We start from the raw sequence: 13,940 nt of genomic DNA, 5'->3' as shown, positions 1-13,940 counted from the left end.
TGTCCTTAGCGGGTGAACGGGTAGACGTCGGTCAGACCCAGGATGTCGGTGACCAGCAGGATGACGAAGACCGCGAACAGCACGCCAATGACGCTGGCGCCGGCGGGCATCTGGTCGAGCTGGTCGGCCATCTGCTGAGCTTCGGCGTCGGACAGGGCGGCTACGCGGTCCTCGACCTCACCGGGATCGACGCCCTGGAGTTCGAGTTGCTGGCGTACGTCATCGCGGGCCAGTACCTGATGGATGCGTTCTCGGGCGTCCTGGCTCTGCTGGGAGGCCAGCACGTCGTTGGTCGAGGCCAGCGGGACCGAGGTGGCGGCCCCGGCGCTGGCGGCACCCAGGGTCAGGCACAGCATCAGAACAGTACACAGCAAGCGGCGCAGTCGTGAAGTCATGGGGGCTTCCTTGTTGATGGTGTCGGGAATTGTTCGATCCTTGGTGATGGCGACATGCATCCAGTGGCATCCTGCCCGCCGGATGCGTTGGCGACAACAGGAGTATAACGAAGGTGGTACAGGAATTTCATGCAGGTTGTTGGTTTCTCTAGCCCAGGCGGATGCAATTGCGTCCTTGATGCTTGGCCTGGTAGAGCGCCTGGTCGGCCCGCCGGTACAGGGTGGAGAAGTCGTCATCGGCGTGGCTTGAGACGGCGATGCCGATACTGACCGTAAGGTTGGCGCCGGCCGCCGGTTGGGTCAGGTCGAAGTGCTCGGTTTCGTGGCGAATTCGCTCGCCGACGGTTTCGGCGTTGCGGGCGTCCGCCTGGGGCATCAGCAGGGCGAACTCGTCGCCCCCCAGACGCGCCGCCAGATCGCTGCGCCTGGCCACGCGCTTGAGCATCTCGCCGAAGGACTTCAATACCTTGTCGCCGGTGGGGTGGCCGTAGCCGTCATTGATGCGTTTGAAGTTGTCCAGATCCAGCAGCATCAGCGCCACTGGACTATCCGCCGGGCGCCGAAGGGCCAGCAGGTGGGGGGCCTGGTCGAGCCACTGGCGACGATTGTAGAGCTGGGTGAGGTCGTCGGTCATCGCCAGATAGCGCAGCGCGTTGCTGTGGCGTTCCAGGCGCAGCAGGGCGACAAACAGCACCGTGCCGACCATCAGTACCAGTCCCGTCAGTACGGTGGCCACCAATGCCAGGCGTCGATCGAGCTTTCGCTGGTGCGACTCGGTCTCCATCAGATAGATGGCCAGCTCATCGATGGTCGAAGCGAGCCCCGGCAAGGTGTCGGTGATGTCTGCGGTGGTGCCAGAGAGAGGCGAAGGAGCGATCAGGTCGATCGAGTGCTCTGCACGTTGCAGGTAGCCGACCACGCTGTCCCGCTGGGAGGTGGGCAGTCGCGTGGCGGTGCCCGCCAGCGTCCGCAGACGGTGTTGGAGGGTATCGGCCACTTGCGTGAGCTCGTGAGCCCGGGGCGAGTTGTCGATGCCGGCAAACTGCTTGAGTGAAGCGATGCTCGCCACATTTTCCTGAGACCGTGCCGTTTCGATGATGAGGGCATCGCGGACAACGCCCATGGGCTGGCGCACCTGGCTCAGGTAGCCGAGCAACAGCAGGGCGCTGGCGGTCGAAAGCAAGGTGACGCCGGCGGCCAGAACCAGCGGGAAGACACGGGTCATGATGGGGGCACTCGCGGTCGCTGGCGACCAGACGCGCTGGGCGCCCAAGGGGTAATGATGCAGGTGCTTGCCCTATTCTATGCGCAGAGTACCCGCAGTGCGGGGTCATACCCCCATTGGCCGGGCTGACCTATCCCATCCTGGCGTCACAGGGGGGACGCCAGGCCACATCATGCGAGAGCAAGGAAGACGAATCGTCGGCTACGGCGCCACGCGATAGGACCAGGCCATTTCTGCCAGCAGTCCACGACCGCCAGCGAGGGTCAGCGCCAGGTCCTGAATGCCCTGTTCCAGCGGCAGGTCCGCTGCGCCCTTGATCGACAGGTCCAGGCGTTGGGCGAACATCAGAAGCTTGTGCAGACGCTTGAGTGGCAGGCGACGGATGGCTTCCTGGTAGGCGGGGCGCCGACGGTCGAAGATCGGAGGCTTCTGGGCCTTGCAGGCGTGCTCGAAGCTCTGGCCCTGGTCCAGGTGCTGATGCAGCGACAGCAGGGTGCGAATCTCGCGGGTCAGGGCCCACAGGATGATCGGTGGCTCGGTACCCTCGGCGGCCAGTCCCGCGAGGATACGGAGGACGCGCTCGCGCTCGGCTTTCAGGCAGGCATCGACCAGAGTGAAGACGTCGTAGCGGGCACTGTTCTCGACCCCTCCGGCGACGTCACGGGGGGATACCTGAGCGCCGGGAGGAAGCATCAAGGCCAGCTTCTGCAGTTCCTGGTCGGCGGCCAGAAGGTTGCCCTCGGTGCGTTCACCCAGCAGCCGGGCGGCGTCCAGCGACATCGACAGACCGTGGCGCTGGGCGCGGTCCCTCAGCCAGAAACCCAGGCGGGAAGGGTCGACCGGCCACACCGGAACGAACAGCCCCAGCTTGTCGAGCGCCTTGAACCAGGCGCTCTTCTGCTCGCGGGCGTCGAGCTTGGCGCAGCTGACCAGCAGGATGTTGTCGCTGCCCTGTGCCTGTTCGGCGTACTCCTTGAGTGCCTTGCCGCCTTCCTGCCCCGGCTTGGCGCTGCCCAGACGCAGCTCGATCAACTTGCGCGAGGCGAACAGCGACAGGCTCGCCGCGGACTCGGTGAGGCGGCCCCAGGCGAAGTTGGCCTCGACGTGGAGCACCTCACGTTCCTCGACGCCCGACTCGCGCGCACGTGCCCGGACCTGGTCGCAGGCCTCCATGTGCTGCAGAGGCTCATCACCGGCGACGATGATGACAGGGGGCACGGACTTCGAAAGCGCGTCCGGCAGCTTGTCGGCAAAGACCTTCATGGGTGAATCAGACTTCCTCGATGGCGCGCAGTCGGTCGATCATCTGGCGTACGGCCTCGCGGCGGGCGTTTTCCAGGGCATCGGCGCGTAGCTCATCCTGGGACAGCAGGTTGTCGTCGGTGATCGAGAACTCTTCGAGCACCTCCACCGCCTGGCGATCGGCCAGGTAGGCGCCATCGCTTGCGCGCTGGATCGAGTAGGGAATCCGCAGCACCAGTTGCTGGTCCTGAGAGCCGGTGTCGAGCACGCCGACCTGACGGATGCTGACGTCTTCGCCACCCAGGTTGAGACGCAGCGACGCGGTCTCGTCGACGCGGGTGCCGAGGCTTTCCAGACGCTTGGTCAACTGCTCGGCGAAGGGGGTGTCGGCACCGTCGAGCGCCAGGCTGTCCAGGGACAGCACCTCGCCGCCGACGCCGCGCAGGTGGAAGCCGCAGCCCGCGAGCAGCAGGGCGGCGCCGGAGGCCAGGGTCAGACCAAGGAAGTGACGACGCTGCATGGGAACTCCTTGTCCAGCGTGAGGGAAAAACCGAAGGCACAGCCTTCGGCATCATGTCCTGGTATCACCGACAGTCTGACGCGGCGGGCGAGACGCCCGCCGCGAGCTGTCAGTTGGCGACGATGTTGACCAGCTTGCCCGGCACAACGATCACCTTGCGCAGGGTCTTGCCGTCGGTATGGCGCTGGACGTTGTCGTTGGCCAATGCCAGCGCTTCGACGGCGGCCTTGTCGGCGTCGGCGGGCACCTCGAGGCGCGCGCGCAGCTTGCCGTTGACCTGCACCACCAGCTCGATGCTGTCGCGCGCCAGGGCGCTTTCGTCGAACGCCGGCCAGGTGGCATCGATGACCGCGCCGTCATGGCCCAGTGAGCGCCACAGTGCGTGGCAGGCGTGGGGCGTGATCGGTGCCAGCAGCAGCACGCAGGCCTCGATCGCCTCGCGGCTGACTGCCAGGCCCTGAGGGCTGGTATCGCCGAACTTGGCGATGGCGTTGGTCAGCTCCATCACCGCGGCGATGGCGGTATTGAAGGTGGTGCGGCGGCCGATGTCGTCGCCGGCCTTCTTGATCGTCTCGTGGGTCTTGCGGCGCAGTTCGCGCTGGGCGTCGTCGAGCGAGGCGATGGCGGCGGCATCCAGCGCTGCCGGCGTACCGGCCTCCAGATGCTCGGCGACCAGACGCCACAGCCGCTTGAGGAAGCGGTGGGCGCCCTCGACGCCGGAGTCGGACCACTCCAGTGACTGCTCCGGGGGGGCGGCGAACATCATGAACAGGCGCACGGTGTCGGCACCGAAGCGATCGATCATGGCCTGGGGGTCGACGCCGTTGTTCTTGGACTTCGACATCTTCTCGATGCCGCCCATCTCCACCGGCTGGCCATCGCTGATCAGGGTGGCGCTGAGCGGGCGTCCCTTGTCGTCACGCTTGACCTCGACGTCGGCGGGGTTGAACCACTCCTTGCCGCCGTTGGCCTCGGGGCGGTAGAAGGTCTCGGCGATCACCATGCCCTGGGTCAGCAGGCGCTGGAACGGCTCGTCGGAGTCGACCAGACCGAAGTCGCGCATCAGCTTGTGGAAGAAGCGGGCGTAGAGCAGGTGGAGGATGGCGTGCTCGATGCCACCGATGTACAGATCCACCGGCAGCCAGTAGTTGGCGCGCTCGTCCAGCATGGCCTCCGGGTTGTCGGCGCAGCAGAAGCGCGCGTAGTACCAGGAGGACTCCATGAAGGTGTCGAAGGTGTCGGTCTCGCGGGTCCAGCCATCGCCCAGATCGCTGAACGCCGGCATCTTCTTGAGCGGCGAGCCGGAAGCGTCCACGGTGACCTCCAGCGGCAGCGCCACCGGCAGCTCGTCGTCGGTGAGCGGCACGGTCTGGCCCTCGGGGCCGTACTTGACCGGAATCGGCGCGCCCCAGTAGCGCTGGCGGGCCACGCCCCAGTCGCGCAGGCGGTAGTTGGTCTTGACCTCGCCGTGGCCGTCGCGCTCGAGGCGGCTGGCGATGGCGTCGAAGGCCGCCTGGAAGTCGAGGCCGTCAAACTCGCCGGAGTTGATCAGGCTGCCGTGCTCGACCCAGGCGCCCTGGGACAGGTCCGGGGCCTGGCCATCGGCGTCGGCGATCACCGCGCGGATCGGAAGGTCATACTTGGTGGCGAACTCCCAGTCACGCTGGTCGTGGCCGGGCACCGCCATCACCGCACCGGTGCCGTATTCCATCAGCACGAAGTTGGCGACATATACCGGCACACGGTCGCCGGTCAGCGGGTGGATGGCCTCGAAGCCGGTGGCCATGCCGCGTTTTTCCATGGTCGCAAGCTCGGCTTCCGAGGTGCCGCCGTGGGAGCACTCCTCGAGGAAGGCGGCGAGTTCGGGCTTGTCCTCGGCGGCCTTGATCGCCAGCGGGTGGCCGGCGGCCACCGCCACGTAGGTCACCCCCATCAGGGTGTCGGGACGGGTGGTGTAGACCCTGAGCGGCTCGTCGCCATCGACGTCGAAGGCCAGCTCGACCCCCTTGGACTTGCCGATCCAGTTGCGCTGCATGGTCTTGACCTGCTCGGGCCACTCGACCTTGTCCAGATCCGCCAGCAGCTCATCGGCGTAGTCGGTGATCTTCAAGAACCACAACGGGATTTCCTTGCGCTCCACCGGCGCACCGGAGCGCCAGCCACAGCCGTCGATGACCTGCTCGTTGGCCAGCACGGTCTGATCCACCGGGTCCCAGTTGACGGTGGACATCTTCTTGTAGACCAGGCCTTTTTCCACCAGCTTGGTGAAGAACCACTGTTCCCAGCGGTAATAGTCGCTGTCGCAGGTGGCGAACTCACGATCCCAGTCATAGGCGAAGCCCAGCGCCTTGAGCTGGGCACGCATGTAGTCGATGTTCTCGTAGGTCCACTTGGCCGGCGGTACCTGGTTCTTGATCGCGGCGTTCTCGGCCGGCATGCCGAAGGCGTCCCAGCCCATCGGCTGCATCACGTTCTTGCCCTGCATGCGCTGGAAGCGGCTGACCACGTCGCCGATGGTGTAGTTGCGTACATGCCCCATGTGCAGCTTGCCGCTGGGGTAGGGGAACATCGACAGGCAGTAGAATTTCTCGCGATCCTGATCCTCGATCGCCTTGAAACACTGGTTTTCATTCCAGAACTGCTGGGCGTCGTGTTCGATTTCGTGGGGCTTGTACTGGGCGTCCATCGCGGTCTTCGAGTACCTTGCAATCAAGGCGCGCCCAAGGCGGCGCGCAGGGTATGGGTATCGTCCGGCGGCAGGGTTGTGCAGAATCAAGGTTGATGCGGCCCTGTCACCGGCGCGGCAATGATGCCCGCAAGGATACCCCAGCAGCCCGGGGTCCGGCTATGGTGGGCCGCCAGTGTTCCGTTCGGGTTACCCCGAGCGGTCCTTGTCTGCATCAAGGAGGACACCGTCATGAGTGATCAACATTCTTCGTCCGGCGAACATCGTCTGCGCGACGGCTATGAGCGGGTACTGGCCCGGCTCAAGGAAGGGGCCGAGGACCTCACCTGGGACAATCTGCAGAAGGATCTCGACGACGCCGTGGAGTTCGAGGCGGAGCTCGAGGAGTACACCAAGGACGAACTGGCGCTGCTGAGGGCCTGGGTCGAGCGTGATCTCAAGGACATGCGCCGCTACCTGGCTGCCGGCGGCGAGGGCGTGGCCAGCTGGCTCGGCATCGACCTGACCATCCTGTCGCGCAAGGTGGTCGATTCGCTCTTGTCGATCGCCGATCGCAGCGTGATCGAGCGCGAGCAGCTCGAGGACGACCTTGAGGCCTCCCGTGCCGACTACACCGCCGGCGAACTGGCGGCGCCGGGACGCATGTCCTGCGTGCACTGCGACGCCGTGGTCGAATTGCACGGGGTCAAGCGCATCGAGCCCTGCCATCAATGCGGCCATCGCTACTTTGGACGTGTCGGCTGACGTCCGCCGACCGCGCCGTCGGCGCAATATCAGGTGGCAATCGTCTGGCGTGCGGCTCAGGCCGAGACGGCCTGGGCCAGGCAGGCGATCGCCACCAGCACCAGCGCCGACATGACCAGAGCGTAGTGTAGATTGTGCTTCATCATGCGATAGCCACTGATCCCGTAGCGCCCCTGCAGTGACAGGTTGATGCCCGACAGCGGGCCGACGGCGGTGCCCACGCCCCAGGACGCCAGGGCGACGAAACCGAACAGGGTCTGGTGGGGGCCATCCAGATCCAGCATCGAGGCCAGCACCGAGATGCCGATGATCGGGTGCAACCCGGCAATGGCGCTGGCAACGATGGCCACATAACTCAGCATGGCGGGCCCCACACCAAAGTCGGCAAACAGCGTCCAGTCACCGTTGGTGGCGGCGGCGACCAGGATCGAGAGTCCCTTGGTCAGAAGTCCCGCACACAGAAACAGGGTGATTTCGCCGCGCATGCCCGGCAGTCGGTAGTGAAGGTGACGTACCAGGCGTTCTCGGGTCGCTGCAGCGCCCCTGGCCAGGTTGGCGGCCAGCGCCAGTGTCGGCATCAGGAAGGTGATGATGCTGACGATGGTCAGAGACGGTGTGATGACGTAGTGAAACACCATCACCAGTCCGGCCACGCTGGCCGGCATCAGCAGACTGCGGGGGGACAGTGAAAAGCCAGGGACCTCGCTGACGTCGAAGCGGCGTGACAGTTCGAACACGCTGTAGAGGCCGCCGGCAAAGGCCAGCGGCAGTCCGGCGGCCAGCACCGTGGTGTATTCAAGCGATGGAGCCAGGGAGACCGCCACGCCCATGGCGGCGAAGAACGGCGACCACATGGCGGCGCTGGAAAGCCCTCGGTTGAGCCCCAGTAGTTGAACGTCGAGCAGACGACCGCGGCGCTCCAGGCGATCGCCGACCATGAAGACCGCGGACAGGTTGAGGATGGCCCCGAGCAGCTGCACCCCCAGCCAGGTCCCGGCCAGACCTCGGCGCCCGGTCACCGGTTCGCTGTTCGGTGGCCCCTCCGAGGGGCGCCCGATCAAGGCGATAAAGCTCACCCCTACCAGCATGGCCACCACGAAGGCGTTTCCATCGAGCAAGGTGGTGATGTCGGGGGTGGCGTCGAAGCCCACCACCGCCAACGCCAGAAAGGCAAGCCCCAGCACCGCCAGCACGCCGGCCTGCCACTGATTGCGCCGGGGAATGTCCGGCCACATCAGCAGGCTGGCGGCCCACAAGGGCAGGCTGACGCTCCAGCTCGGCAGCCCGTCGAGGCCCAGGCCCGCGATCTGCGTCAGCAGGCCCGCCAACGTCAGTGCGCCGGCCAGGCGGTGTCGCGGTGGAGGGAGAGGCATGCGAGTCATTCAGACGTCCCTGTGGTGGTGCGCTCAAGGCGAGGCGGGGTCTGCCACGGCTTCCTGGTCGAGGCATTCGAGCAGCGAGCGGGCGGCGTTGGACAGGGTGCGGTCGCGGTGCACCAGGTAGCCGAGCGGGCGCTGTATCGCAGGCTCCTCGAGGGCCAGCCGGACCAGTCTTTCGCTGGCGATGTCCCGCTCGACCATGGGGTCGGGCAACAGACTCCAGCCAAGCCCGGCCGTGGCCATCATCTTGAGGGTTTCCAGATAGTTGGTCGACTGTCCCACCCGCGGCGTCAGACCGTGCCTGGCCAGGCGCTCGAGGATCAGCTGGCGGGTGAAGGTCAGTGGGCCCGGCAACAGGGCGTCATGCTCGCACAGGGTCGCCAGGGTTACGCGGCTCTCCCGCGCGAGCGGATGCTCCGGGGCGGCAACGAAGGTCATGTCGTCGACCCACACTCTGGTGGCGCGAAGCTGAGGGTCGGGGTGGGCCGACAGGGTCACCAGGGCCACCTCGATATCGCCGTCCAGCACGCCCTGGTAGGCCTGCTCGGAGTCGAGAAAGCGCAGGTCGAGGCGCACCTCCGGGTAGCGCTTGACGTAGCTGCCCAGCACCGGCGGCAGCCGGTGCAGGCCGATATGATGGCTGGTGGCCAGGGTCAATTCGCCGCTGACCTCGTCGCTCAGGTTGCTCAGGGCCCGGCGGCTGTCGTCGACCATGACCAGAATCTGGCGTGCCCGCGGCAGCAGCAGCCGCCCGGCTTCGGTCAGACTGACGCGGCGGCCGATACGGTCGAACAGTCGGGCGCGCGTCAGTGCCTCCAGGCTGGCGATACGCTTGCTGACGGCCGGCTGGGTGAGGTGCAGCTGCTCCGCCGCGCGGGAGAAGCTGCCGCTGTCGGCCACGGCGAGAAAGGCCTGCAGGCTCTGGGTATCCATGGCAGTGCTCCCGGGGCGGATGACGAGGGAAAGTGGCGACGATTTGCCGGGTAATGATGTATTCCACTTGGGAATCGTTTGAATAAATAACATGAATTGATTTTATTGGCGAGTGGCGCGACACTCGACCTATCCCATCCCCGGGCAAGGCCCGCGGGACCGGCAAACGACCGTTTTCGATCAATCGAGAGGGGCGGCTTCAGAACGACCGACAGGCCCACCGCCAGCGTGGCGCCTGGAGCCAAGCCCCCGGAGGAGACACCGCATGGCAGGCCAGACACTCTACGACAAGTTGTGGCGGCAGCACCTGGTCAAGGAGCGCGACGATGGCACCGCGCTGATCTATATCGATCGTCAACTGCTGCACGAGGTGACCTCGCCCCAGGCCTTTGAAGGTCTGCGTCTGGCCGGGCGCAAGCCGTGGCGGCTGGACGCCAACCTGGCGACCCCGGACCACAACGTGCCGACCACCGTGAAGGAGCGTTCCGAGGGCAACAGCGGGATCAAGGATCCGGTATCACTGATCCAGGTGCAGACGCTTGATGACAACTGCGAGGCCTTCGGCATCGAGGAGTTTCGCATCAATGACCCGCGCCAGGGCATCGTCCACGTGGTCGGCCCCGAGCAGGGTGCGACGCTGCCGGGCATGACCGTGGTGTGTGGCGACTCCCATACCGCTACCCACGGCGCCTTTGCCGCCTTGGCCCATGGCATCGGCACCTCCGAGGTCGAGCACGTGCTGGCTACTCAGTGTCTGCTGGCGCAGAAGATGAAGAACATGCAGGTTCGCGTCGAAGGCGAGCTGGGCGAGGGCGTCACCGCCAAGGACGTTGTATTGGCGATCATCGGCGAGATCGGTACCGCCGGTGGCACCGGCTACGCCATCGAGTTTGCCGGCAGCGCCATCGAGAGCCTGTCGATGGAAGGTCGCATGACAGTGTGCAACATGGCCATCGAGGCCGGAGCCCGGGTCGGCCTGATCGCGGTGGACGACACCACCATCGAGTATCTGGCCGAGCGCCCCTTTGCTCCCAGCGGCGAGCAGTGGGACGCCGCCGTGGCCGACTGGCGCGAGCTGGTCTCCGATGCCGACGCCGTGTTCGACAAGGTGGTGACGCTGGACGCTGCGTCCATCGAGCCTCAGGTCAGCTGGGGCACCAGCCCCGAGATGGTCACCGGTGTCAGCGGTGAGGTCCCGGATCCCGCCGAGGCCGATGACGACACCGCGCGCACCGGCATCACCCGGGCGCTTGAGTACATGGGGCTGTCACCGCGCCAGAAGATCACCGATATCCGCCTCGACAAGGTGTTCATCGGGTCCTGCACCAACTCACGCATCGAAGATCTGCGTGAGGCGGCCAAGGTGGCCCGTGGTCGCAAGGTCGCCGACAGCATCCAGCTGGCGATGGTCGTCCCGGGCTCCGGTCTGGTGAAGCGTCAGGCCGAGGAGGAAGGGCTCCACAAGGTGTTCATCGAGGCCGGCTTCGAGTGGCGTGAGCCCGGCTGCTCCATGTGTCTGGCGATGAACGCCGACAAGCTCGGTGCCGGCGAGCACTGCGCCTCCACCTCCAACCGCAACTTCGAGGGGCGTCAGGGTTACGGTGGTCGCACCCACCTGGTCAGCCCTGCCATGGCCGCCGCTGCCGCCATCGCCGGCCACTTCGTCGATGTGCGCCAGTTTGATTCCACCACCGCTCGCCAGGAGGCCTGAGCCATGCAAAAGTTCGAACGCCTTGAGGGTCTGGTCGCGCCGATGGATCGGGCCAACGTCGACACCGACCTGATCATTCCCAAGCAGTTTCTGAAGTCGATCAAGCGTACCGGCTTCGGCGTCAACCTGTTCGATGAACTGCGCTACCTCGACGAAGGCCAGCCCGGTCAGGACGTCAGCCAGCGCCCGTTGAACCCGGATTTCGTACTCAATCTGCCGCGTTATCAGGGTGCCCAGGTGCTGCTGGCACGGCGCAACTTCGGCTGCGGCAGTTCCCGTGAGCACGCGCCCTGGGCGCTGGAGGACTTTGGCTTCCGCGCGGTCATCGCGCCGAGTTTCGCCGATATCTTCTACAACAACGCCTTCAAGAACGGCATCCTGCTGATTACTCTCCCCGAAGAGCAGGTCGACCGGCTGTTCGCCGAGGTCGAGGCCAACGAGGGCTACCGTCTCGATATCGACCTCGAGCACCAGCGTGTGGTGACCCCTGGCGGAGAGATCCTCGAGTTCGAGGTGGACGCCTTCCGCAAGCACTGCCTGCTCGAAGGCCTCGACGATATCGGCATCACCCTCAAGGACGAGGCCGCCATCGCCGATTTCGAGGCGCGTCATCGCACCGCTCGCCCTTGGCTGTTCCGCGAGCCGGCCAAGGCGTAGACCTGTCTCTCATCGACAGCTGGCCCCGCCCGATGGCGGGGCTTACGATTCTCTCGATCTTCATCTTTCTGCCAGCTTTCAGGAACCCCAGCTCATGACCCGCAAGATTCTTGTCCTTCCCGGTGACGGCATCGGCCCCGAGATCACCGCCCAGGCCAGCCGCGTGCTCGAGGCGCTCAAGGCCAAGGGGCTCGACGTGGACGTGGAGGAAGCGCTGGTAGGCGGCGGCGCCTATGACGTCCACGGCGTGCCCTTGCCCGAGGAGACCCTGGCCAAGGCGCGTGCGGCGGACGCCATCCTGCTGGGGGCCGTAGGCGGCCCCCAGTGGGACACCATCGAGGACCTTTCCAAGCGACCGGAGAAGGGGCTTCTGGGGCTGCGCAAGGAGCTGGGGCTGTTCGGCAACCTGCGCCCGGCCATCCTCTATCCGCAGCTGGCCGAGGCCTCGACCCTCAAGCCCGAGGTGGTGTCCGGGCTCGATATCATGATCGTGCGCGAGCTGACCGGGGGTATCTACTTCGGCCAGCCGCGCGGCGTCGAGGAGCGTGACGGTGAGCGCGTCGGCTTCAACACCTACGTCTACAGCGAGAGCGAGATCGAGCGCATCGGCCGGGTGGCCTTCGAGATGGCGCGCAAGCGTGACAAGAAGCTTTGCAGCGTCGACAAGGCCAACGTGCTGGAGGTCACCATCCTGTGGCGCGAGGTGATGGAGCGGCTGTCCGCCGAGTACCCGGACGTGGAACTGTCGCACATGTACGTGGACAACGCCGCCATGCAGCTGGTGCGCGCGCCCAAGCAGTTCGACGTGGTGGTGACCGGCAACATGTTCGGCGACATCCTGTCCGACGCCGCCGCCATGTTGACTGGCTCCATCGGTATGCTGCCGTCGGCCTCGCTCAACGAAAGCGGCCAGGGCATGTACGAGCCTTGCCACGGCAGCGCCCCGGATATCGCTGGCCAGGGTGTCGCCAATCCGCTGGCCACCATCCTCTCGGTGGCGATGATGCTGCGCTATTCGCTCAACGAGCCTGCCATGGCCGAGCGCATCGAGGCTGCGGTGGGCAAGGTGCTGGATCAGGGCCTGCGCACCGCCGACATCGCCTATCCGGGCACCCGCCAGGTGTCCACCAGTGAGATGGGGGATGCGGTGCTGGCGGCGCTTTAACGCCTTTGTTAGTGGTGCTGGCGCCCGGCAATCGGGCGTCGCCCATCCTGACTGTGCCGGTGGCATCTGAAAGGTGCTGCCGGTTTCTGTATAATGATTGCCTCACTCGATTTCTGGAGGACTTCACATGTTGAAAGTCGGTTTCGTCGGTTGGCGTGGCATGGTGGGTTCCGTGCTCATGCAGCGGATGGTGGAAGATGGAGATTTCAACGGCATCGAGCCGGTCTTCTTCACCACCTCCCAGGTCGGTCAGGCCGGCCCCGACGTGGGTGTGGACGTGCCTCCGCTGAAGGACGCCTTCGACATCGAGGCGCTCACGGCGCTGGACGTGATCATCACCTGCCAGGGCGGCGACTACACCAAGAAGGTCTATGAAGACCTGCGCGGTGCCGGCTGGAAGGGCTACTGGATCGACGCTGCCAGCACCCTGCGCATGAGCGATGACGCCACCATCGTGCTCGACCCGGTCAACCGCAAGGTGATCGACGCCCAGCTCGACGCCGGTGCGCGCACCTTCGTCGGCGGCAACTGCACCGTCAGCCTGATGCTGATGGGCCTCGGCGGGTTGTTCGAGGCGGACATGATCGAGTGGATGACCTCCATGACGTATCAGGCCGCATCCGGCTCCGGCGCCAAGCACATGCGCGAGCTGCTCAACCAGATGGGCGGCCTGCGTGACAGCGTGGCAAGCGAGCTCAAGGATCCGGCCAGCGCCATCCTCGACATCGACCGCAAGGTCACCGAGGCGATGCGTACTGGCGCCATCCCCACCGACAACTTCGGTGCGCCGCTCGCCGGCAGCCTGCTGCCATGGATCGATTCCAAGCTGGATAACGGTCAGAGCCGCGAGGAATGGAAGGGCTACGTCGAGACCAACAAGATTCTCGGTCGCCAGGACAGCCCGGTCCCCATCGACGGTCTGTGCGTGCGTATCGGCGCCATGCGCTCTCACAGTCAGGCGTTCACCATCAAGCTCAAGCAGGATGTGCCGCTCGACGAGATCGAAGAGCGTATCGCCAGCCACAACGAGTGGGTCAAGGTCATCCCCAATGACAAGGACGCCACCATCGATGGGCTGACGCCGACTGCCGCCACCGGCACCCTGAGCATCCCGGTGGGTCGTCTGCGCAAGCTGAACATGGGTGGTGAGTACCTCAGCGCCTTCAGCGTCGGTGACCAGCTCTTGTGGGGCGCCGCCGAGCCGCTCAAGCGTATGCTCAAGGTACTGCGCGAGCGCTAAGGCAAAGCACTATCGGATCGTGGGGGCGCCGTTTGGGCGCCCC

General features: G+C 65.6%; 12 protein-coding genes. 5 read left to right on the top strand and 7 right to left on the bottom strand.

The annotated features are described in order from the left end of the window. Nucleotides 1–5: 5 nt before the first annotated feature. The 5 genes from RBB39_RS09900 to leuS all read right to left on the bottom strand — a co-directional run bounded on the left by RBB39_RS09900 (nucleotide 6) and on the right by leuS (nucleotide 6,068). On the bottom strand, nucleotides 6–395 hold the full coding sequence (locus RBB39_RS09900; protein WP_045992681.1) for a PA2779 family protein: 390 nt from the start codon (nucleotides 393–395) through the stop codon (nucleotides 6–8). Nucleotides 396–543: 148 nt separating this feature from the next. Continuing rightward, nucleotides 544–1,620 (bottom strand): GGDEF domain-containing protein, encoded by a 1,077-nt coding sequence (locus RBB39_RS09895; RefSeq protein WP_052704339.1) that lies wholly within the window; start codon nucleotides 1,618–1,620, stop codon nucleotides 544–546. A gap of 201 nt (nucleotides 1,621–1,821) precedes the next feature. Further along, nucleotides 1,822–2,883 (bottom strand): DNA polymerase III subunit delta, encoded by a 1,062-nt coding sequence (gene holA, locus RBB39_RS09890; RefSeq protein ID WP_045992656.1) that lies wholly within the window; start codon nucleotides 2,881–2,883, stop codon nucleotides 1,822–1,824. 7 nt (nucleotides 2,884–2,890) lie between these two features. Beyond that, nucleotides 2,891–3,382, bottom strand: a complete 492-nt coding sequence (gene lptE, locus RBB39_RS09885; RefSeq protein WP_124803682.1) for an LPS assembly lipoprotein LptE — start codon at nucleotides 3,380–3,382, stop codon at nucleotides 2,891–2,893. A gap of 109 nt (nucleotides 3,383–3,491) precedes the next feature. Further along, complete coding sequence (gene leuS, locus RBB39_RS09880) at nucleotides 3,492–6,068, bottom strand: leucine--tRNA ligase (RefSeq protein ID WP_253028622.1); 2,577 nt, start codon at nucleotides 6,066–6,068, stop codon at nucleotides 3,492–3,494. A gap of 231 nt (nucleotides 6,069–6,299) precedes the next feature. Between leuS and RBB39_RS09875 the strand changes: the two genes are divergently transcribed. Then, entirely contained in the window at nucleotides 6,300–6,812 is a 513-nt protein-coding gene (locus RBB39_RS09875; protein ID WP_045992653.1) for a zinc ribbon-containing protein, read from the top strand. 56 nt (nucleotides 6,813–6,868) lie between these two features. Here the strand turns inward: RBB39_RS09875 and RBB39_RS09870 are convergent, their stop codons facing one another. Both RBB39_RS09870 and RBB39_RS09865 read right to left on the bottom strand, forming a co-directional pair. Further along, nucleotides 6,869–8,194: a hypothetical protein gene (locus tag RBB39_RS09870; protein WP_371931869.1), complete on the bottom strand. Its 1,326-nt coding sequence runs from the start codon at nucleotides 8,192–8,194 to the stop codon at nucleotides 6,869–6,871. Nucleotides 8,195–8,218: 24 nt separating this feature from the next. Next, nucleotides 8,219–9,124: a LysR family transcriptional regulator gene (locus tag RBB39_RS09865; protein WP_253028621.1), complete on the bottom strand. Its 906-nt coding sequence runs from the start codon at nucleotides 9,122–9,124 to the stop codon at nucleotides 8,219–8,221. 265 nt (nucleotides 9,125–9,389) lie between these two features. On the opposite strand from RBB39_RS09865, the gene leuC reads away from it, so the two are divergent. The 4 genes from leuC (at nucleotide 9,390) to asd (ending at nucleotide 13,897) form a co-directional block, all read left to right on the top strand. Next, a complete protein-coding gene (leuC, locus tag RBB39_RS09860; RefSeq protein ID WP_045992651.1) occupies nucleotides 9,390–10,835 on the top strand; it encodes a 3-isopropylmalate dehydratase large subunit in 1,446 nt (481 codons plus the stop codon). 3 nt (nucleotides 10,836–10,838) lie between these two features. Then, nucleotides 10,839–11,492, top strand: coding sequence for a 3-isopropylmalate dehydratase small subunit (gene leuD, locus RBB39_RS09855; protein WP_253028620.1), 654 nt, complete (start codon nucleotides 10,839–10,841; stop codon nucleotides 11,490–11,492). Between the two features lie 94 nt (nucleotides 11,493–11,586). After that, nucleotides 11,587–12,657 (top strand): 3-isopropylmalate dehydrogenase, encoded by a 1,071-nt coding sequence (gene leuB / locus RBB39_RS09850; protein WP_045992649.1) that lies wholly within the window; start codon nucleotides 11,587–11,589, stop codon nucleotides 12,655–12,657. A 127-nt stretch (nucleotides 12,658–12,784) separates the two neighbouring features. Beyond that, nucleotides 12,785–13,897, top strand: a complete 1,113-nt coding sequence (gene asd, locus RBB39_RS09845; RefSeq protein ID WP_253028619.1) for an aspartate-semialdehyde dehydrogenase — start codon at nucleotides 12,785–12,787, stop codon at nucleotides 13,895–13,897. The last annotated feature ends 43 nt before the right edge of the window (nucleotides 13,898–13,940 follow it).

The organism is Halomonas sp. MMSF_3323, from assembly GCF_030733595.1.
Lineage (GTDB): Bacteria > Pseudomonadota > Gammaproteobacteria > Pseudomonadales > Halomonadaceae > Halomonas > Halomonas litopenaei.
This window is presented reverse-complemented; position numbering and strand designations above follow the sequence as displayed.